17 protein-coding genes, 1 tRNA gene and 1 pseudogene are annotated in these 18,852 nt (G+C 53.5%); 8 read left to right on the top strand and 11 right to left on the bottom strand.

Annotated features, from left to right (window positions below):
* Positions 1-72 precede the first annotated feature (72 nt).
* Positions 73-984, top strand: a complete 912-nt coding sequence (locus RC74_RS10520; RefSeq protein ID WP_039001080.1) for a pirin family protein — start codon at positions 73-75, stop codon at positions 982-984.
* 9 nt (positions 985-993) lie between these two features.
* Here RC74_RS10520 and RC74_RS10515 read toward each other — a convergent pair whose 3' ends face one another.
* Positions 994-1,581 carry a TetR/AcrR family transcriptional regulator gene (locus RC74_RS10515; RefSeq protein WP_039001081.1) on the bottom strand — a complete coding sequence of 196 codons (588 nt, stop codon included), beginning with the start codon at positions 1,579-1,581 and terminating at the stop codon, positions 994-996.
* 122 nt (positions 1,582-1,703) lie between these two features.
* On the opposite strand from RC74_RS10515, the gene RC74_RS10510 reads away from it, so the two are divergent.
* The 5 genes from RC74_RS10510 to RC74_RS10490 all read left to right on the top strand — a co-directional run bounded on the left by RC74_RS10510 (position 1,704) and on the right by RC74_RS10490 (position 6,508).
* Positions 1,704-1,994, top strand: a complete 291-nt coding sequence (locus RC74_RS10510) for a hypothetical protein (RefSeq protein WP_156477448.1) — start codon at positions 1,704-1,706, stop codon at positions 1,992-1,994.
* A gap of 138 nt (positions 1,995-2,132) precedes the next feature.
* Positions 2,133-3,419, top strand: coding sequence for a homoserine dehydrogenase (locus RC74_RS10505; protein WP_039001083.1), 1,287 nt, complete (start codon positions 2,133-2,135; stop codon positions 3,417-3,419).
* A gap of 62 nt (positions 3,420-3,481) precedes the next feature.
* Complete coding sequence (gene glpX, locus RC74_RS10500; protein WP_039001084.1) at positions 3,482-4,447, top strand: class II fructose-bisphosphatase; 966 nt, start codon at positions 3,482-3,484, stop codon at positions 4,445-4,447.
* A gap of 108 nt (positions 4,448-4,555) precedes the next feature.
* Positions 4,556-6,307: a single-stranded-DNA-specific exonuclease RecJ gene (gene recJ / locus RC74_RS10495; protein ID WP_039001085.1), complete on the top strand. Its 1,752-nt coding sequence runs from the start codon at positions 4,556-4,558 to the stop codon at positions 6,305-6,307.
* 126 nt (positions 6,308-6,433) lie between these two features.
* Positions 6,434-6,508 (top strand) — tRNA-Glu (locus RC74_RS10490).
* Here RC74_RS10490 and RC74_RS10485 read toward each other — a convergent pair.
* The 5 genes from RC74_RS10485 to RC74_RS10460 all read right to left on the bottom strand — a co-directional run bounded on the left by RC74_RS10485 (position 6,496) and on the right by RC74_RS10460 (position 10,629).
* Positions 6,496-7,068, bottom strand: coding sequence for a hypothetical protein (locus RC74_RS10485; protein ID WP_062628203.1), 573 nt, complete (start codon positions 7,066-7,068; stop codon positions 6,496-6,498). The two genes, RC74_RS10490 and RC74_RS10485, sit on opposite strands and share 13 nt — an antisense overlap.
* A 206-nt stretch (positions 7,069-7,274) precedes the next feature.
* Positions 7,275-7,502: a helix-turn-helix domain-containing protein gene (locus tag RC74_RS10480; protein WP_039001086.1), complete on the bottom strand. Its 228-nt coding sequence runs from the start codon at positions 7,500-7,502 to the stop codon at positions 7,275-7,277.
* 426 nt (positions 7,503-7,928) lie between these two features.
* Positions 7,929-8,147: an EF-hand domain-containing protein gene (locus RC74_RS10470; protein WP_039001088.1), complete on the bottom strand. Its 219-nt coding sequence runs from the start codon at positions 8,145-8,147 to the stop codon at positions 7,929-7,931.
* Between the two features lie 606 nt (positions 8,148-8,753).
* Positions 8,754-9,824 (bottom strand): zinc-binding dehydrogenase, encoded by a 1,071-nt coding sequence (locus RC74_RS10465; protein WP_236940060.1) that lies wholly within the window; start codon positions 9,822-9,824, stop codon positions 8,754-8,756.
* A 163-nt stretch (positions 9,825-9,987) separates the two neighbouring features.
* On the bottom strand, positions 9,988-10,629 hold the full coding sequence (locus tag RC74_RS10460; protein ID WP_039001090.1) for an NAD(P)H-dependent oxidoreductase: 642 nt from the start codon (positions 10,627-10,629) through the stop codon (positions 9,988-9,990).
* A gap of 125 nt (positions 10,630-10,754) precedes the next feature.
* On the opposite strand from RC74_RS10460, the gene RC74_RS10455 reads away from it, so the two are divergent.
* Both RC74_RS10455 and RC74_RS10450 read left to right on the top strand, forming a co-directional pair.
* On the top strand, positions 10,755-11,120 hold the full coding sequence (locus tag RC74_RS10455; protein ID WP_039001091.1) for a winged helix-turn-helix transcriptional regulator: 366 nt from the start codon (positions 10,755-10,757) through the stop codon (positions 11,118-11,120).
* A gap of 297 nt (positions 11,121-11,417) precedes the next feature.
* Positions 11,418-12,578, top strand: coding sequence for an IS30 family transposase (locus RC74_RS10450; RefSeq protein WP_062628201.1), 1,161 nt, complete (start codon positions 11,418-11,420; stop codon positions 12,576-12,578).
* Positions 12,579-12,995: 417 nt separating this feature from the next.
* On the opposite strand, the gene istB is transcribed toward RC74_RS10450, so the two are convergent.
* The 5 genes and pseudogenes from istB to RC74_RS10425 all read right to left on the bottom strand — a co-directional run bounded on the left by istB (position 12,996) and on the right by RC74_RS10425 (position 18,782).
* Positions 12,996-13,748 (bottom strand): IS21-like element helper ATPase IstB, encoded by a 753-nt coding sequence (gene istB / locus RC74_RS10445; protein ID WP_062628126.1) that lies wholly within the window; start codon positions 13,746-13,748, stop codon positions 12,996-12,998.
* Positions 13,745-15,241 carry an IS21 family transposase gene (gene istA / locus RC74_RS10440; RefSeq protein ID WP_062628125.1) on the bottom strand — a complete coding sequence of 499 codons (1,497 nt, stop codon included), beginning with the start codon at positions 15,239-15,241 and terminating at the stop codon, positions 13,745-13,747. The genes istB and istA overlap by 4 nt, the downstream gene beginning before the upstream one ends.
* A gap of 51 nt (positions 15,242-15,292) precedes the next feature.
* Positions 15,293-15,502, bottom strand: coding sequence for a hypothetical protein (locus tag RC74_RS10435; RefSeq protein WP_062628200.1), 210 nt, complete (start codon positions 15,500-15,502; stop codon positions 15,293-15,295).
* Positions 15,503-15,535: 33 nt separating this feature from the next.
* A complete protein-coding gene (locus RC74_RS10430; protein WP_082802248.1) occupies positions 15,536-16,576 on the bottom strand; it encodes a TIGR03032 family protein in 1,041 nt (346 codons plus the stop codon).
* 572 nt (positions 16,577-17,148) lie between these two features.
* A pseudogene (locus RC74_RS10425) lies at positions 17,149-18,782 on the bottom strand (MFS transporter).
* Positions 18,783-18,852 lie beyond the last annotated feature (70 nt).

Here is an 18,852-nt window from a genome sequence, read left to right as displayed (position 1 = left end):
TGCTGAATGTGCTATTTTGCAAAGGCATTGGAGCGACTATCTTCGTATCACACAGTTTGAAAGGACAAGAAAATGTCAATTCGCCCTATTTTGGATACATCCCTCGCCAAGCCAACCATTGAAGGCGCTGGCGTTAAATTGCACCGTGCCTTTGGGTTTGAAAACCCAGACATGCTGGACCCGTTTCTGTTGTTCGACGATTTCCGCAACGAAAAGCCCGAGGATTTTGCCGCAGGCTTCCCGTGGCATCCCCACCGCGGCATCGAAACCATAACCTATGTGTTGTCAGGCTCCGTTGAACACGGCGATAGCCTTGGAAATGTGGGCACATTGGGCGCGGGCGACGTGCAGTGGATGACCGCTGGCTCGGGAATTATGCACCAGGAGATGCCAAGCGGGAACGCCGCAGGCCAAATGCATGGCTTCCAGCTTTGGGCCAACTTACCGGGTGATCTCAAGATGACCACGCCGCGATACCAAGATGTCACAGGAAACGATATCCCTGAAATCATCGACGACGACGGCACGCGCGTAAAAGTTATCACAGGGAATTTCTGGGGGAAAAGCGGCCCTGTCGATGGTGTCGCTGCTGATCCGCAGTACCTCGATATTTACGTGCCAGCAGGAGTTAAAAAGAGTTTCAAGATCGACACCTACCGTCGGGCCTTCGCCTATATTTTCGACGGGTCGGGCCGTTTCGCCGATGCTTCAAAACCGACGGGTGTTCTCCTCGAGAAAGAAGTGCGCGGCGAAGAGGTCAATATTCGCGATATGTCGGGCAACCGGACTTTGGTTCGATTTGGCTCAGGCGATGAAGTAACCGTTCAAGCGGGTGAAAAAGGCATCCGGTTTTTGTTCATCTCAGGTGCGCCGATCCAAGAACCCGTTGCTTGGCACGGACCGATTGTGATGAACACACGGGCAGAGCTTCAGCAGGCTTTCGCAGACTTGCGCAACGGAACCTTCATCAAACCTGCGCATTAAATCAAAGCTTTACGCGCCGACGGCCTTCAGCGCCATCTGCGCGTAAACATCTTCGACCTCAGCGCGCGACATGCGCCCGCCCTCGCGATACCACGTGTTCACCCCCGTGAGCATGGCAATCAAAGCCATCGTCGCAAGCTTGCTGTCGGGTACATCAAAAATACCCTCGACCTGCCCTGCCTTTACGATATTCTCCAACAGGCTTTCGTATTGGCGCCGCAGCTCCTCAATCTTGGTGAAATTCGCAGGTTCTAGGTTTCTCAACTCCATATAGGCGACAAAAACCGCGTCAGGCCGCTCCATGTGAAATCCGATATGAAACCGCGCAAACTGTTCTAGTCGCGCGCGGGCAGATCCCGCGATTTCAACTATGTCAAATGCGGCCAATAACTCGTCCATGTGGCTTTGCATCAGATCAAAAAGCAGCGTTTGTTTGTCGGGTGTATACAAATACAACGCCCCCGCTTGCACGCCAACTTCACTGGCGATTTTGCGCATAGAAACAGCTGCAAATCCTTGTTGCGCAAACAGCGAAAGAGCCACCTCGCGAATGCGAGGGCCTGTGATATTGGAGTGTGAACCAGTTTTGCGTGCCATATCTTCTTTTAAATGAACAAACGTTCATGATCCAGAGAGAACCCCCATCGGCATCGCCTTCTTGTTTTTTTGCGACCAACGACTATAACCAAAGCTCATTATTCTTAGCTTTTGAGTCTGCCTTGCCGCTTCGTTTACCTTACCTATTCGCAACATTTTTCGCGTTGATGAGTTGCTCGTCTGCGCCCGACATCGGTGCGCAAGTCAGCGAAATTGATCGCGCGGCGAAGTTTCCATCGCTTTTACCCTTATCTTCCTTGATTGCAGCCTATCCAACCGTGGCAACCCCCTCCACACAACTCGTAGGAACCGCCGCCTTAAAAGCGCGCGCCGCCGCCTTGCGCGGGCCCGTCCTTGACCCGATCTCGCGTCAAAAACTCCTAGCAGCCATTGAAAGACACCGCCCCCTTTAGCATATTTCGTCTAAAGCACCTGCAAAACCAAGCGAATAGCGAGGAAAGTTGCGTTGCAACCGGCGCTAATTCCCGCTAACAGACGCCTAAGAAATCAGACATCGAAAACACCCTGCCCCTAGCACCAAGGACTTTCCTATGACCACGCCACTTCGACTCGGAATTGCTGGACTGGGGACTGTAGGAGTTGGCGTTGTCAAAATCCTACGCCAGAAGGCGAATTTGCTGGCGGATCGCGCCGGTCGCCCCATCGTTATCACCGCCGTTTCCGCGCGCTCCCGCGACAAGGATCGTGGCGTTGTGCTGTCAGATTATGCTTGGGAAGATGATCCCGTAGCCTTGGCAAAACGAGATGACATTGACGTCTTTGTTGAGTTGATGGGCGGTAGTGAAGGCGCGGCAAAAGACGCAATGGAGGCCGCACTTGCCGCAGGCAAAGATGTTGTGACCGCCAACAAAGCCTTGCTTGCTATCCACGGACATGCCCTTGCACTTGCCGCCGAAAAAGCAGACTGCGTCATTCGTTTTGAAGCGGCCGTTGCGGGGGGAATTCCCGTCGTTAAGGCCCTCACAGAGGGCTTGGCTGGCAACGAAATTTCCCGTGTGATGGGCGTGATGAACGGCAGCTGCAATTATATCCTTACACGGATGCAGAGCGCTGGCCTCACCTATGACCAAGTCTTCGAGGAAGCCAGCCAGCTTGGTTATCTTGAAGCCGATCCAAACCTTGATGTGGGGGGCGTTGATGCGGGGCACAAGCTTGCGATTCTGTCCTCCATCGCTTTTGGCACCAAGATTGACTTTGCCGGCGTGGAGCTTGAAGGCATCCAGCGCATCACAATTGAAGATATTCATCACGCCGCTGACATGGGATATCGCATCAAACTTTTGGGTGTCGCTCAGCGCACAGGACGCGGCCTAGAGCAGCGCATGTCCCCCTGCTTGGTGCCCGCAGACTCGCCGCTTGGGCAGCTTGAAGGCGGTACCAATATGGTCGTTTTGGAAGGCGATGACGTCGGCCAAATCGTTTTACGCGGCGCAGGCGCAGGCGAAGGCCCAACCGCAAGCGCAGTGCTTTCGGATATTATGGACATTGCTCGTGGGACACGTCTTGCGACATTCGGCAAACCCGCCGAGGCGCTGGAAACCGCGCGCAGCGCGGTCTCGGGTACATCCGCCCCCTATTATCTCCGTCTAGAGCTTCTGGACAAACCCGGGGCTTTGGCAAAAATTGCCTCGGCCTTGGGAGAAGCAGGCGTTTCCATCAACCGGATGCGCCAGTATGAGCACAAGGCCCAAACAGCACCCGTATTGATTGTGACCCATAAAACGACCCCCGACGCGTTGGAAAACGCGTTCGTCGGATTTCAAAACTCGTCCGTTTTGGCCTCGGCTCCGGTCGCAATTCGTATCGAAACAGTTTAAAATTACGGGGCCGGCCCGCCCCTGACTTTGACCGTCCCTTTAGTGAGAGCAAGGAAAACACCATGGCAAATGCCACTGATTTTAATGACCGAATGTTATCGTTGGGCCTTGCCCGCGTCTCCGAAGCTGCCGCGATTGCGAGCGCGAACCTGATTGGACGCGGAGACGAGAAGGCCGCCGACCAAGCCGCCGTAAACGCCATGCGCGACCAATTGAACATGCTAGATATCAACGGCGTGGTTGTGATCGGCGAAGGCGAACGCGACGAAGCCCCGATGCTTTATATCGGCGAAAAAGTTGGCACGGGCACTGGCCCCGCCGTCGATATTGCTCTTGATCCGCTGGAAGGAACAACCCTCACCGCAAAAGACATGCCAAACGCATTGACCGTGATCGCAATGGGCCCACGCGGTTCCATGCTGCACGCACCAGACGTTTACATGGACAAACTGGCTATCGGCCCAGGATTCGCCGTAGATACAGTAACCCTCAGCATGTCGCCGTCAGAGCGCGTTGCAGCCCTTGCAAAGGCGAAAGGGTGCGACGCCAAAGATATAACGGTTTGCGTATTGGAACGCCCGCGCCACGAAGCCATGATCGCAGAATTGCGCGAAACAGGCGCGGCAATCCGTTTAATCACCGATGGCGATGTCGCTGGTGTGATCCACTGTGCCGAAGCCGCGATCACGGGTATCGACATGTATATGGGTTCTGGCGGCGCACCAGAAGGGGTTCTCGCGGCGGCGGCCCTGAAATGTATGGGCGGACAGATCTACGGACGCCTCATGTTCCGCAATGACGATGAGCGTGGCCGTGCCATTAAGATCGGCATCACCGATTTTGATCGCATCTATACCCGCGATGATCTGGTGACACAGGACGTGATTTTTGCAGCAACTGGCGTGACCGATGGCTCCGTTGTTTCGGGGATCAAACGCGAAATTGGCTTTCTTACAACGGAAACAATCTTGATGCGCTCAAAAACCGGTTCCGTGCGGCGCATGTTGTATCGCAACCCAACAAAATAATGACGATTGCCGCGCGCCTTACAGGGTGTGCGGCTCTAATTGCTCTGAATTGTACGGGTGCATGTCGTAAATATGGCTGATAAGATACCCAAAACAAACGGGGGCCATATGCAAGATTTTCTCAACGTTTCCAAATCTCTAAATGGACGCCGCTGGTGTGGCCCCACAGGCGATGAAGATCGCGCGGCGTTGGCATTGGAACAACAGACCCAACTCCCCCCTGCCCTGTGCCGCATTCTGGCAAAACGGGGCGTCGCAGCGGCTGACGTTGATAGCTTCCTCGCTCCAGCCCTGCGAGACCTCCTTCCTGATCCGCGCAGCTTGCTGGACATGGAAAAGGCTGCGACCCGTTTTCTCAAAGCGGTAAACACCAAAGAACGCATCGCCATTTTCGCAGATTACGACGTGGACGGCGCCACATCTGCGACGCTTTTGATCGACTGGTTGCGCCAAATGGGGTGCCAAGCGACCCTCTATATTCCTGATCGCATTGACGAAGGCTATGGCCCAAACGACGAAGCCATGGCCGCACTCGCCGCCGAGCATGACCTCATCATTTGCGTCGATTGTGGCACCGTTTCCCACGGGCCGGTGGCCGCCGCTAAGGGGGCCGAAGTTGTCATCCTTGACCACCACCTCGGTGCGGAAACCCTGCCCGACGCCCACGCGGTTGTGAATCCAAACCGCCAAGATGAAAGCGGTGACCTCGCGCATCTTTGCGCCGCCGCCGTTGTGTTTCTGATGTTGGTAGAGGCCAACCGACAACTCCGTGAAGCGCAGGCAAAAGGCCCAGACCTCATGGCGATGCTCGACCTCGTGGCCTTGGGCACAGTGGCCGATGTAGCCCCGCTGATTGGGGTGAACCGTGCGTTGGTGCGCCAAGGCCTCAAAGTGATGGCCAACCGCGCCCGCATCGGCCTTGTGGCCCTCGCAGACGTCGCGCGCATGGACACGGCCCCCAATAGTTACAGCCTTGGATTTCTCCTCGGCCCCCGCATTAACGCAGGCGGTCGGATCGGCAAGGCCGACCTTGGCGCGCGCCTCCTCGCCACAACGGACCCGAGCGAAGCCCAAGCGCTTGCGGAACGTCTGGATCAACTCAACTCAGAGCGTCGTGAGATTGAAGAAGGTGTGCGTGCCGCCGCAATGGAACAAGCCGAAAATCGTGGTTTGGACGCGCCCTTGGTCTGGGCCGCGGGCCAAGGCTGGCATCCCGGAGTCGTTGGAATTGTCGCGAGCCGCCTCAAAGAAAAAACCAACCGCCCTGCTATCGTAATCGGCCTTGATAATGGCGAAGGAAAAGGATCTGGGCGATCGATTTCTGGCGTCGATTTAGGAGCCGCAATTCAAAAACTTGCATCCGAAGGCCTACTCATTAAAGGCGGCGGCCACAAAATGGCGGCCGGATTGTCGATAGAAGAAGATAAACTCGAACCAGCGATGGCACGCCTGAGCGCACTCTTGGCCAAACAAGGTGCAGGGGAGGCAGGCCCGGCTGATTTACGACTGGATGGAATGCTGATGGCCAGCGCGATAACAGTCGAACTCATCGAACAAATTGAAACCGCTGGCCCGTTCGGCGCCTCCGCCCCCGCCCCCCGCTTCGCATTTTCAGACCAGCAGATTTTCTTCACAAAACGAGTCGGCGAAAGTCACCTCAAGATCACATTCGGCGACGGAATCGGGCCCCGCATAGAAGCCATTTGTTTTGGAGCCTACGACTCAGACCTCGGTCCTGCCTTGGAGAATCACGGCGGGGCCCGTTTTCACCTCGCTGGACGGCTCGAAATCAACACTTGGGCCGGCAGACAGAAACCGCAGATGCGCCTCGAAGATGCAAACCGCGCCTCAGAAGCCTAGTGTTTAAAGGCCTCAAAAGCCTGTTCATTTCACTTTTTTAAGTTTCGAAGTTTTTTTCGCAATTTTAGCAAATTTACCCTTGCACCAACCACGCACAAACCCTAAAACCCGTCTCACACAAGGTATGGTCCATTCGTCTATCGGTTAGGACGCTAGGTTTTCAACCTGGAAAGAGGGGTTCAACTCCCCTATGGACTACCACCTTTGTGTGAAACCCCATACTTTATTGGACCTTCGCTTAGAAAGTGTCCCACGGCAATATCCGCCTGGGACACTCTGTGTTTTTTTGTGTTGCTCCAAGCGGTCAGCAGCCATATCTGCCAAACGTTCACGATCTGCTTTTCTGGTATAGATTGCGGCAGTTTTTTCGTCACCATGAGACAAGTACGCCATAACTTCATGGGTAGAACCAATCTGCTCAACGATATTCTCAGCGACACGTTTACGTATTCCGCGTTGAGACCAATTGGATCGCCCTTCATCATCGACGAGGCCAGCTTGAATGATCCACTTTCGAATTCGGTTGTCGAGCGAGTTTGAAGATGCAAAAGGAGCCCCTTTTCAGTTATCATGAATGTTTTACATCCATCCGACAAACCAGAGATTTCGTCTAAAAAATCCTTCTCCATTCGAATCTGCACTGGTTGCGAGCCTTTCTTTCTCGGTTGCCATGCTAAGGTTTTTTTGTCTTTTTTTATCTTTACATTTTCTGGTCCCGACAAGTGAGTATCGCCAACTCTCCCTGCAGTATTGCGCGCCATAGTTCCCGCCTCATGTCGGCTAAGAAACTGTTTTTCATCTTCATCCGTCCATGGAACTGCACCTCCCTTCGAACGATGGGTGCTTTTTACGTTGAATATCTCGCTATCTTTTGGAAAGCCTCACTCCGCCCCCCCATATAAGCTAGTCTATAAGCATGCCTTGCAGTGTCAAAACGTCGCTTCATTCGTTGGAGAAAAATGGCAGCTCATTCGAGATCGAGATCCGGCCGCCCGTCATCGGGCCGGACTCGATGTTCGAAGAGCACCAGCCATACATCCCTCACCTGCCAAGATTTACCGAACTTGGCGGCTTCAAGCTTTACCAGCCCGTCAGGGGTAAGACAGCCTGTCAAAATCCAGTCGCGGATGGTTCGAGGGTGTTTCCCGAAAATATCCGCGACTTGGTTCGTAGTATAGTATTTTGGGCGTTTCATTTGCGTCTCCATTACTGCCTGAGGATCAAGTGGTCCTCTGCGGAATTCACGAAAACAGCGGCGACAAATTTAATAAAAAAGAGGCAAGACAACGAAAGAATTGATGTGGACATAGGGCCGCTGTCTAACAACGGTACGATGACTGCCAGCGCATCCAGCCCAGCTGTACGGCTTTGAAGCGTCAAATCAATGCGGTCCAAACGGGCTTGTTTCAAGTGTCTGAGAGCATATCGCAGAACCCAATATAACTGGAGAAAACCTTGGCTGCATTGCAGTAAATTGGGCTCAGAAGGGAATTGAACACGTCACCAACTGCCTGCGCAAAACGGGCCTGTGAATGATCGATTGAAGGAAAAGTGATGCCCAGCCGGGAAGCGCCGAGCATCACACTTCTACAAGAGCTCTGATAAGCTCTCGGGGTTTACTTTATTGGTCGGCGGCGCTGAGTTCTTCGTCGTCCAGCGAACCGCCGCCATTAGTATCCATAGCGGCAAAGGTTTCATCGGTGATTTCAGGATTGACGATTTTCAGCTCGTCATTTGTCACCATTCCATCCCCATTGGTATCCAGTTCGGACACGCTGGCAGCCCTAGTAGGAACAGTAAAAGCAAGAATGGCGGCGGTCGTTGCGAGGACAGTTTTCATATTAAGTCTCCGTTATTTAATTAAGACTCTAATTCGCCTATCTAACTAATACTCAGTATATTTTCGGTTGATCCTGAAATCAGCGGACCGACGCTTAAAAAGCGCAGGGTCGCCAGTTTGGGCCGTTTGGTTGAGCGCGATGTTGCTGGAAAAACAACGGCTTCAAACCGTAGCAAGTTACCGCTTGTTCAGACGGGGGAAACCGCCGTTTGAATTTCTTATTGGTATCAAAATTGAAGACTTTTGTCAGTTCTGGGCCGACGAACTCACCGCCGTGGCCAGACACGGACTGTTAGGGCGGAAAGTGTGAGCTCGCGGCAGGTGCGCGGTGAGATCCGCTCTGCGTTGTGGTGCGGGAGGCGGCCCCGAGCCCACACTGTGAATTTTATTTTTGTGCTGCGTGCGCTCGCAACAAGATAATTGCTGCAAATGCGTTAGTTTTGACGCTGCCGCGCCGACGAGGTGGTCAAGGATCACACATTAAACAGCTCTTGGGGCAGTCGCAGCGAAAGCTCACCTTGTCCGCCCAAGGAAAATTGGGCGCAGGTCACGCCCCAACACACTGAAGTGTCGGAGCGGATATTGGCAACCTTTCCTGCAATCGCGTTACATCGGAAGCTGCGGATTGATTAGGAACTTTGCACCTGTCTTTTTGGCATTGTAGCGCGCCACGACTTCGGACTGCAGCGCATCGGCAAGCGAAATCTCATCAGAGTAGTCATTTGCAAAGGTTGTCGTTAATTCCTGCACAACGCGCGCGCGCATACGATCAGCAGCCTCTTGACCAACGCGGGCAAGAAAGTTGGGCAACAACCATCCGCCAACGCCCCACGCCATACCATATCCGCGCGTGAGGATCGTCTCGGATGTGTCTAAACCACCATAAAGGTAGACTTGTTTGTGCTTCACGGAGCCATAGATGCTATAAGCTCCCGGTGTACGTGCAGCCGCGGCTTCCATTGCGCTTAGGATATCTGACGCCAGCCGTCCGCCACCAGTCGCATCAAAAGCCAAGGTAGCGCCGGTTTCGTGTACGGCATCTGTTAAATCAGCCATAAAGCTGTCTTTGGAGCTATCAACGACATACTGAGCGCCCATATCGCGCAACAATTTTTCCTGCGCTTCGGAGCGAACGATATTCACCAGTTGTACGCCGTCAGCTTGACAGATGCGGTTCAACATTTGGCCCAAGTTTGAGGCGGCTGCTGTGTGGACAAGCGCGGTGTGCCCCTCAAGCTGCATGGCTTCTACCATGGACGACGCCGTAAGTGGATTGACGAAGCAGGCGGCACCATCTTTTGCTGTATGGTCTGGACCAAGGGGCAAACACATCGCCGCCTTGACTAACCGGTATTGCGCATACATTTCCCCGCCCATGAGGCCAACCAGTTTGCCCATAAGCCCTTGTGCGTTCTCACCGACAGCAACAACAGTACCACTGCCCTCGTTGCCAATGGACAGATCTTGACCAACACGTGCTTTCATCACTTGCATGCCGTGTTTTGACACCGGGGCTTTTAGGATCGTGTCGGCGCCTGTGCCCGTCGACGTTGCCTTGTCCATCGACGACCAGCCAAACATCACGCCTTGATCTGACGGGTTAATAGGGGTCGCCTCAATGCGTACCAAGACTTCATCCGGACCCGGTGTTGGCATTTTTTTTGCTGCAAGGCGCATTTGAAGCTCACCATCAGTACTAACTGTGGAGATCATCTGGAGATATGTTTCGGGCAGGGACATCTTTGTTCACTTTCTTGAATAAAATTTGCTCAGAGCCAAGCAAGCAATCATCGAGACCTGCTTGGATCGGGGGCGCAATTTTGAGGTGTGATTTAATTGGTTAGTCGACGTAGCTAACCATAGTTTCAGCTGACTTGCGCACTTTCTTCATTGGCAACAGCCAATCTCCGGTTGGATCACGGTAGCCTAGGGGCAACAGAACAACTGACCGCAATCCGCGCTCCGATAACCCCAAAATCTCATCGACCTTACTTGGGTCAAAACCTTCCATCGGGGTGCTGTCGACTTGTTGTTCGGCGGCAGCCACCAGCGCAACTCCCAACGCGATATAGGCTTGGCGGGCGGCGTGCGCGTAATTAACCTCGGTGTCGCGCGGCAGATAGTTGTTTTTCAGATTATCGTAATATGCGTTCAGCATTGGCAAATCGCCGCGTGCTTCGACATTGAGATCTGTGACCTCGTCGATGCGGTCAGCCGTGTAGTTATCCCAGGCTGCAAATACCAACAGGTGTGAGCCATCCGTGATCTGGGCCTGATCGCCCGCGGCTTTTCGAATTTCGGCCAATTTCTCGGGGTTTGTCACGACAATCAACTCAAAGGGTTGGGTTCCACTTGATGTTGGCGCCATGCGAACCGCTTCGATGATAGCATCGAGCTTGTCTTGTGGGACCGACTTGGTCGCGTCCATTTTCTTGGTCGCATAACGCCAGTTCAATTGTTCGAGTAGGGTATTGTTGGTCATGAAATCGATCCTATTGTGGGCACTCGGGCAGTGCGGTATACTTTTGTTACCGACGATGTATTAAGAACCTACCTGAGTCGCAAGAAGGCACAGAAAAGAACCTCGGTCACAAAAAGGGAACCGACATGTTAGACTCACAGCAATGCCCGGATTGCAAACGGATCAACGAAGTGTTGTCGCGTGTTGGTGATCGCTGGAGCGTCCTTGTCATCATTTCTCTGGCCCAATATGGGACGCTCCGCTTCAATGAACTGAAGCGGAATTTGGGCATCTCGCAACGCATGCTCAGCCTAACTCTGAAAGAGCTGGAACGAGACGGTTTGGTCAACCGGACTTACCATCCGACGATCCCGCCAAAGGTGGAATACAATCTTACGCCCATGGGCCAATCATTCCGCGAACCCGTCCGCGCATTGGGGCATTGGGCCTTGGATAACCTTGCTACAATCGACGCTGCGCGCTCCATCTACGATGCTGCGGCCAAAGAGTAACCAGCCTGTCATGCAGTTCAGGCACCTGATGCTGATCCGAAAAAAGCTGCAGACTCGGGCGCAGCGACCATACATTATCTCCGAGACTTGATCGTTGAACCTGCTTGCCGCGAGAAGGCGGCTTCGGTTCGTCGACTTATGAACGCATCGAATGGCTGCAATGGCGGGCCTAACCGCAGTATCTTCGGTCATGGTGCATTACAGGTCAGGGCCGTTCGTATCATTCAAGACTAAGGGCGGTGTTCTCAACAGGTGGACGCAACACTTTAATCTTTAGGAAAAGATGGAGTGTTGATTATGAAGTATCGCCGCAGGATTTATTATTCAGCTGAGCAGCGTGCCGAGATCTGGGACCGTTGGCAGCGTGGGGAGTCGATGAGTTCGATTGGTCGGGTGTTTTACCGGCAATCATCTTCGGTCTTTTCCGTGATCTCACCGACGGGCGGCATCCGTCCATCAGATCGGAAACGTGACAAGCGGGCGCTTAGTCTCAGTGAACGTGAAGAGATATCGCGGGGGCTCAGCATTAAGCACTCCTTACGCGCAATTGCACGGCAGTTGGGTCGTACGCCTTCGACCATCAGCCGCGAGGTTCGGCGCAACGGTGGATCTGCTGGATATCGTGCGACGACGTCAGACCAGGCCGCGTGGGACTGCGCATTGCGTCCCAAGATGTGTAAGCTGGCTTGCCACCCCGCATTGAGCCGCGCAGTATCCGCTAAGCTGCGGCGAAAGTGGTCGCCCGAACAGATTGCAGGCTGGCTGAAGCGTGCATTCCCGGGAGAGGTGCAGAAACAGGTGTCACACGAGACGATCTATCGAAGCCTTTATATACAGGCGCGTGGGGTTTTAAAGAAGGAACTTCTCGAGCATTTGAGAGCCAAGCGCACGATACGCCGCTCCAAGCATGCCAGCCTCAAACGCAATGGTCTCGGCCAGATCAAGGATGCAGTGTCGATCAGCGAAAGACCAGCATCCGTCGAGGATCGGGCTGTGCCGGGGCACTGGGAGGGCGACCTGATCGGAGGCTCAAAGAACAGCTATATCGCGACACTTGTCGAACGCCATTCCCGGTATGTCATGCTGGTAAAGGTTGCGAATAAGGACACCGAAAGTGTCGTCTCTGGGCTGATCAAATCGGCTCAGAGGTTGCCACGCGAACTTTACAAATCTCTGACATGGGATCGTGGGAAGGAACTGGCAGATTACACGCGCCTGACCATGGCAACCGATGTCGATGTCTATTTTTGCGACCCACAATCGCCCTGGCAACGAGGATCAAACGAAAACACCAACCGGTTGCTTCGGCAGTATCTACCCCGTGGAACTGATTTATCTGCTCATTCCCAAGCAAAACTTAGTGCTATCGCCAGACAGTTAAACGAACGGCCTCGAAAGACCTTGCAATACCAAACGCCCGCAGAGAAGTTCGCACAGTGTGTTGCGTCGATCAGTTGAGCCCGCCGCGAAAACCGGACATTCACCGCGGTCAACCCAAAGGTCAAGCTTCGAAACATCTTGGCGGGACAAGGCAGCAGCTATCCATAAATGCGTTCTGGCAACCAAAGCACAATTTCCGAAAAAACGTAGTGTATTGCCTCTGCAAGGCACAGTAATAAGAAAAACGGCAGAGTCGCGCGCGCCACCTTTGGCAAACTGTCCCCACTAACGCGAGCATTTATTGAATGGTTTTGTCTACACCGTGAATGCCGCTGTCAATCGCAGAGTAAAAAGGGACCAGATCGCGGCGTAAAATTGGTCCACTGAGTTCTCGGATGTTCTGCGCTTTGGTGCGCGTGCCCCCAAATAGCTAACGCGTGCCAAAGCGCATGTTGGCCCATGGGCCAACATTGTTCTGATCTTGATGTGTTTTGACTACTGGCGGTTCTTACGACTGTGTTTGAGCCTATAGCTTTCGCCGTTCATCTCAAGGATGTGGACGTGATGTGTCAAACGATCCAGCAAGGCTCCCGTGAGCCGCTCTGAGCCAAAGACTTCGGTCCATTCATCAAAGGGCAGGTTTGAGGTTATGATGATGGAACCACGTTCGTAGCACTGCGAGATCACCTCAAAGAGCAATTCTGCGCCGGATTTACTCAGAGGAACGAAGCCTAATTCATCAATGATCAACAGATTCTGGCTCGTCAGTTGCTTTTGCATGCGCTGCAATCGGAGCTCATCTTGGGCTTCTATCAGATCATGAACCAAGGCTGCCGCCGTCGTGAACCGTACTTTCAACCCTCTTTGGCACGCGGCTAATCCAAGTCCTAAAGCTATGTGGGTCTTGCCCGTTCCCGATGGGCCGAGGGCAATAATGTTTTCTCTGCGATCCACGTAGTCACATCGAGCCAAGTCCATCGTCAGTGGCTTGTTCAAGCTGGGCATGATCTTGAAGTCAAAACTATCCAGGCTTTTGGTGCTGGGGAACTTCGCCGCTTTGATCCGCCTTTCGATCATCCGCCGTTCGCGGTCAATTAACTCCATCTCGCACAGACGCGCCAGATATTGGATGTGGTCCTTATTCTCAGCAGCACAGATTTGGGCTTGTTTTGCGTACTCTCCTTGGAACGTTGGCAAGCGCAACTTCTTGAGGTGGTGGTGCAGAAGGATTTGGGGAGCATCTGTCATGCCGTGGCTCCCAGCAGGCTCATGTAACTGGATGGGCGTGTCGTGCCGACATTGGCCTTAGGCAAATACGGGTAGAAGTCCAAATCCAATCGCGGTGGCCGCTTCTCAATACGGCATAGCACAAGGTGTTTTACGGCATCATAGCCAATAGCGCCCAGATCAATGGCATGCTGGATTGCGCCTTGCACAACGTCCATCTCGAATGTTTCCAAAAGGCGCAGAACTTGAACGTATTCTCGCTTGCCCGGTTTGCCCATTCTGGCTTCGAGCAGTCGGTGCAGGGTGGCGAAGGCATCCGGTAGATTCCAGCCCTGCAAAGGGGCTGCCTGATCCAAAGCCCCCACCTTCTGCTCAATCAAGGGCAGGAAGTGGAGCGGGTCAAAGATCATATCCGCGGATAGGTAGGATCGTTTGTGCCGTGCAACGATCTCGTTACCGCAGCCGATGATAACCTCATGTACAAACCCACGCACATGAACATCGTGGTGTGCATAAGCCACCGGCACCGAGTAGTCATTGCTGCGATAGCGCACCATCGAGATCGAAGTGGCCCGTGTGTTGACATGGTCGCAGGCTTCATATTCCGCCACGGGCAACCCCATCAGCGCATCAAAATCGGATACCAAACGTTGACCTATGGTTTGGGTGTGGCCGCGCAAAGTATCGTCCTGACGTGCTAAACACTTCGCTTCCAGATGGGCGTTCAAATCATCAAAGCTGTCACAACGCGGCGCAGGGACCATGAAGTTGCGACGCGTATATCCAACCATGCCCTCAACGTTGCCTTTATCGTTTCCTCGCGCTGGTCGCCCGAACTTGTCATCGAACAGGTAATGGGATTGCAGCTCAGTGAACCGACGTGTGCGAATACGCGTTCTGTCCCCGAGTATCCGCGCAACGGCGATCTTGGTGTTGTCGTAGAGAATGGACTGCGGAATACCATCAAAGAACGCAAAGGCGGACACATGGCCATCGCAGAATGCTTCCGTCGTCTCGGCAGGGTATCCCTTAACGAACACCGCATCAGAATGCGGTAAGCTCATTACAAAAAAATGGATCTTGCATTCCACGCCACCAATCACGCCAAGTGTCTCACCAAAATCAACCTGCGCGTGGCCTGGCCGATGCGACAACGGTACAAACACCTCTTTAGTGCGTCGCTTTTGTTCGCGAACGTAATAGGTCACTGTCGTCAAGCTTCCCGCGTACCCGTGTTCATCCCTCAAACGCTCAAAAATACGCTTGGCGGTGTGGCGCTGCTTTTTGATCAGGGCCTTATCTGTACGCAGTATATTATCGATGACACCAACATAATCATCAAGCGTTGGGCGACGCGGGGCTTCTGAACGCCGATAACCAGGAGGGAGCTCATGCCGCAACATCTTGGCTATCGTTTTGCGATCCTTGTTGAAATAACGCGCCGCTTCTCGAGTAGACATCCCGTCCTTCAAACAAGCACGGCGCACACGATTATAAATATCCACAGAATACATCTCCCGCCCTCCGAATAAACGAAGGACACAAACTGGCGGATTTTTACTCCGCTACAACTGCGATACGCAGCCGCTTCTGTGGCCCATTATTGCTCCGCGTTTTACAGCAATGCGCGACACGGAGGCGCCCAAGCTCGCAAAGGCTTGACCCAATTGCGGCGCCAAACTCACAGCTTGGCCACCGATCTTGGTGAGGCGGCCGCCGGGGTGCTTAAGGTGATGATAGGCAGGCGTTGGCTTGTTGAAATCGGAAGTGCGCATGGGGTGGTATCCTTACTCGATATTTTTTTTGATTTAAATTTTTGTCTTGGAATATGTGATCAGATTGGCCGCCTCTGGCGACGTCGGAGCGAGCGCCATTGGGCAGGTCACTCCGGGAAGTATTTCAAGATCGTAAAGCTCGCTGACGGCCCCATCAATCCGAAGCCAATCAACACAAGCCCCTGTATTCAGGTCGATTACTTGCAGCCCGCACCACGGCTCACTGTCCGCCGCGCGGAGTTTTTCATCCAGCGCCAACCCCTCAAACCGCTTATAGCGCGGCTTAGAAAGGCCCACGATTGCCAGATTGCCGTGGAAGCGCAGCCCCCGCAAAAATCCGGGGCAAAAGACGCGCGGCTCAAACGTACCGCTCTTGATATCAACAACGCCCAACTCGCCGGTGCCAGAATTCAGCACCCAAAGGTCGCCGTTATGCATCCGTGGAGAATGCGGCATCGACAACCCTTCGCAGACCACCTCGCCCGTTGTCACATCCATCACGATGCCCCCATCCGCGCGACGATCCCGCCAGCCATCAATGGTGTCGGATTTACTCACGGCACTCACATACCGCGGCGCGCCATTCTCCATCGCCAAGCCATTCAAGTGACAGCGATCTTCGTCGACCAAAGCCGAGATAAACGGCGGACGCCACACTTCTTCAAAGCTTTGGCGCATCGAGGGGCGGGCCAAACAGTTGAACCGCGTGTTGACAAAAACCGCCCGTCCCTCGGTATCAACGCCCACATCATGGGCGTCCAAATTACCGGTTACATGCACCAAACGCGGCACATAGCAGGCATCAAAATATTTGTTAATTTGTTCGCCCGCATCCAGCACATTCTCGAACCGCATGATCTGATAGGCGCTGGTGAGGGTCAAAGCGCCCTGATCGTCAAGGCACAACCCCATCGGTTTGGGCAAATGCGACTGGTGTATATTAAGACCACCGTCCTTTTTTAGGCCAACGAAATACAGAATGCCCGATTGATACGAACTAAAGGACAGCGAAGCCCCCATGCCACGCAACCGTTGCGCAAATCCCGATGATACAGAAAAGGTCGTTTCGCTCATATGCACTCCCATGCCGTCGCTGCCGAAAGGCGCGCGAACCTATCAAATTTATTTGCACGAAAGATTAGCGGAGAACATCGTTTCCCAAGCGTGACCGAAAGGGCGGCTTTCTTGCTAAAGCATTAATCGAAGCAGTTGTTAATAAAGAAATTTGTATATAAAGAACAAATAATTACCCAGAATTTCGAGGTCAAGATTTAAGTTTAAAATAAAAAACTTATCGGTGAATTTACGCCCACATTCGCCCTATTTGCCACACTGGTAATCGTGCTGGGTGAATACCAGAGACTGGACTATGAATCTCCCATTCTCGACCAATGGCATCCCCTACATGCAGGAGAGTGTCGGATGAATGTAAGCAACCCTTTGTAGAAATTAACTTCGACCGCAGGGTTGGGCCGCAAGCCGAATTAATTATTTCGGGCAGCAGGCAGACATTCTTTGCATGGTGCGTCCCTTAGCCCCGACCCTGAACTCCTGATCACCATGCAGTTTTGTTTGTTGACCGCAGATCGCCTAAATCTTGAATGCACCACGACGCAAAAGTATGCCCAGGCTCGGAATAGCCTTTACTATTCAGCAACCTTGTCCGGCGCGTTTTTTAGTGGAGTGTCATCCTGAAGAGAGATTGCCTGTCGCTCAATCATGCGATGGACCTTGGGTCGATTTTCACCGCGATGAAGTTTCAGAACGCTCTTATATGACTCGGCATCAGCCTGCGTGCGACGCTCGTGGTGGCGGACATATTCGACCCAAGTAGGGACATGATATGTCTCGGTCCAGAAGTCCGGATTTTCAAGATCCCGCAACAGGGTCCATTGCTGCGCCCCGTCGCGGATTCTGATGCGTCGCCTCGTGTTCATCAAAGCCAAAAATTCGGTCACATCCTGCTGGGCAATTTCATAATCGACCATGATCATTATAGGCCCACTACGCTGTGTCAGGTCCAGTCGCAGGGACGGCTCTGTGAAAGTATTGAGCGGATTGAGGTCGAGTTCGGTGGAATCAGGCAATGGCAGGTGAAGGCCCGCCAAAGCACCAAGGACTAGCAAGGCGGCTGCCACGAACATTGCACGGTCCGCCCCGAAGTTTTCGGCTATTGCGCCCCATACCCAACTTCCTCCGGCCATTCCGCCAAACACGCCGGTCTGATAAAGTGCAAGAGCTCTACCGACGACCCAACGCGGCGTGGACAACTGAACCGTGACATTGAATAGGGAAAGGGCCACGACCCAACTACCGCCGGCAAGCAGCAGAGCAGCACCACTGAAAACGTAGTGACGGCTCAGGGCCAGCGTAACGCAGCTTACAGCAAAGGCCAGGAATGCCGACTGGGCAATACGCTCATTCCGAAACCGTGACCGCAAGCGGGCATTCAGCAATGCGCCGCCTACTGCGCCCATACCAAAACAGCCCAGCAGCACGCCGTAGACAAATGCACCCCCTTGCAACAGTTCTTTGACAATCAGTGGCAGCAGCGCCAGAATTGCAATAGCGGAGACGCCAAACATAAAGCCGCGAAAAATCACTTTCATAAGATTGGGCGACATCGCCACATAGCGTAGCCCTGCGGAAAACGCGCTGCCCATTCGTTCACGCGGCAAGCGCCGCTGCGGCGTGGACGGACGCCAGAACCACAGGGCAGTGATGATGCCAACATAGCTGAAGGCATTCACCGTAAAAGCCGCGGCAGCACCCGCGATGGCCACGATCGCCCCCCCGCAGCAGGCCCGATGCTGCGCATCAGGTTGAAACCCATACTGTTAAGTGACACCGCTGCTGACAATTCATCACGCGAAACGATATCTCCCATCGATGCCTGCCAAGACGGATTGTGCAGTGCCGTGCCACATCCGATCAAAAAGGTAAATCCCAATAATATCCATGGTGTTAGCAGCCCCTCATAGGCCATGATCGCGAGCACGATCGACACAATGAGCATGAAGGATTGTGCAATGAGCATGACTTTACGGCGGTCGAAATTATCGGCGAACACCCCTGCCAACAATGAGAATATCATGATGGGTAGTGTCACCGAGGATTGCACAAGCGCGACCATGCTTTGAGACTCTGTCAGGGATGTCATCATCCATGCCGCCCCAACGGCCTGTACGAGTCCTCCGAAATTTGAGGCAAGGGCTGCAATCCAGAGCATCCGGAAAGTCTGGTTTTGGAAAAGCTTCAGTGTCGATGTACTTTGCGGCACAAGTCGCTCCCTTCCATGACCAGACCTTACTGTAGTTGATACAGACGTAGAAGGCACAGGGCAACCTGAC

Source organism: Falsihalocynthiibacter arcticus (assembly GCF_000812665.2).
Classification (GTDB): domain Bacteria; phylum Pseudomonadota; class Alphaproteobacteria; order Rhodobacterales; family Rhodobacteraceae; genus Falsihalocynthiibacter; species Falsihalocynthiibacter arcticus.
The sequence above is the reverse complement of the archived record's forward strand: the minus strand, read 5'-3'. Positions and strand labels throughout refer to the sequence as shown.

Coding starts and splice junctions, on each gene's coding strand:
- RC74_RS10520 (WP_039001080.1), top strand. CDS start 73: ATGTCAATTCGCCCTATTTTGGATACATCCCTCGCCAAGCCAACCATT.
- RC74_RS10515 (WP_039001081.1), bottom strand. CDS start 1,581: ATGGCACGCAAAACTGGTTCACACTCCAATATCACAGGCCCTCGCATT.
- RC74_RS10505 (WP_039001083.1), top strand. CDS start 2,133: ATGACCACGCCACTTCGACTCGGAATTGCTGGACTGGGGACTGTAGGA.
- glpX (WP_039001084.1), top strand. CDS start 3,482: ATGGCAAATGCCACTGATTTTAATGACCGAATGTTATCGTTGGGCCTT.
- recJ (WP_039001085.1), top strand. CDS start 4,556: ATGCAAGATTTTCTCAACGTTTCCAAATCTCTAAATGGACGCCGCTGG.
- RC74_RS10485 (WP_062628203.1), bottom strand. CDS start 7,068: ATGGCGCGCAATACTGCAGGGAGAGTTGGCGATACTCACTTGTCGGGA.
- RC74_RS10480 (WP_039001086.1), bottom strand. CDS start 7,502: ATGAAACGCCCAAAATACTATACTACGAACCAAGTCGCGGATATTTTC.
- RC74_RS10470 (WP_039001088.1), bottom strand. CDS start 8,147: ATGAAAACTGTCCTCGCAACGACCGCCGCCATTCTTGCTTTTACTGTT.
- RC74_RS10465 (WP_236940060.1), bottom strand. CDS start 9,824: ATGCGCCTTGCAGCAAAAAAAATGCCAACACCGGGTCCGGATGAAGTC.
- RC74_RS10460 (WP_039001090.1), bottom strand. CDS start 10,629: ATGACCAACAATACCCTACTCGAACAATTGAACTGGCGTTATGCGACC.
- RC74_RS10455 (WP_039001091.1), top strand. CDS start 10,755: ATGTTAGACTCACAGCAATGCCCGGATTGCAAACGGATCAACGAAGTG.
- RC74_RS10450 (WP_062628201.1), top strand. CDS start 11,418: ATGAAGTATCGCCGCAGGATTTATTATTCAGCTGAGCAGCGTGCCGAG.
- istB (WP_062628126.1), bottom strand. CDS start 13,748: ATGACAGATGCTCCCCAAATCCTTCTGCACCACCACCTCAAGAAGTTG.
- istA (WP_062628125.1), bottom strand. CDS start 15,241: ATGTATTCTGTGGATATTTATAATCGTGTGCGCCGTGCTTGTTTGAAG.
- RC74_RS10435 (WP_062628200.1), bottom strand. CDS start 15,502: ATGCGCACTTCCGATTTCAACAAGCCAACGCCTGCCTATCATCACCTT.
- RC74_RS10430 (WP_082802248.1), bottom strand. CDS start 16,576: ATGAGCGAAACGACCTTTTCTGTATCATCGGGATTTGCGCAACGGTTG.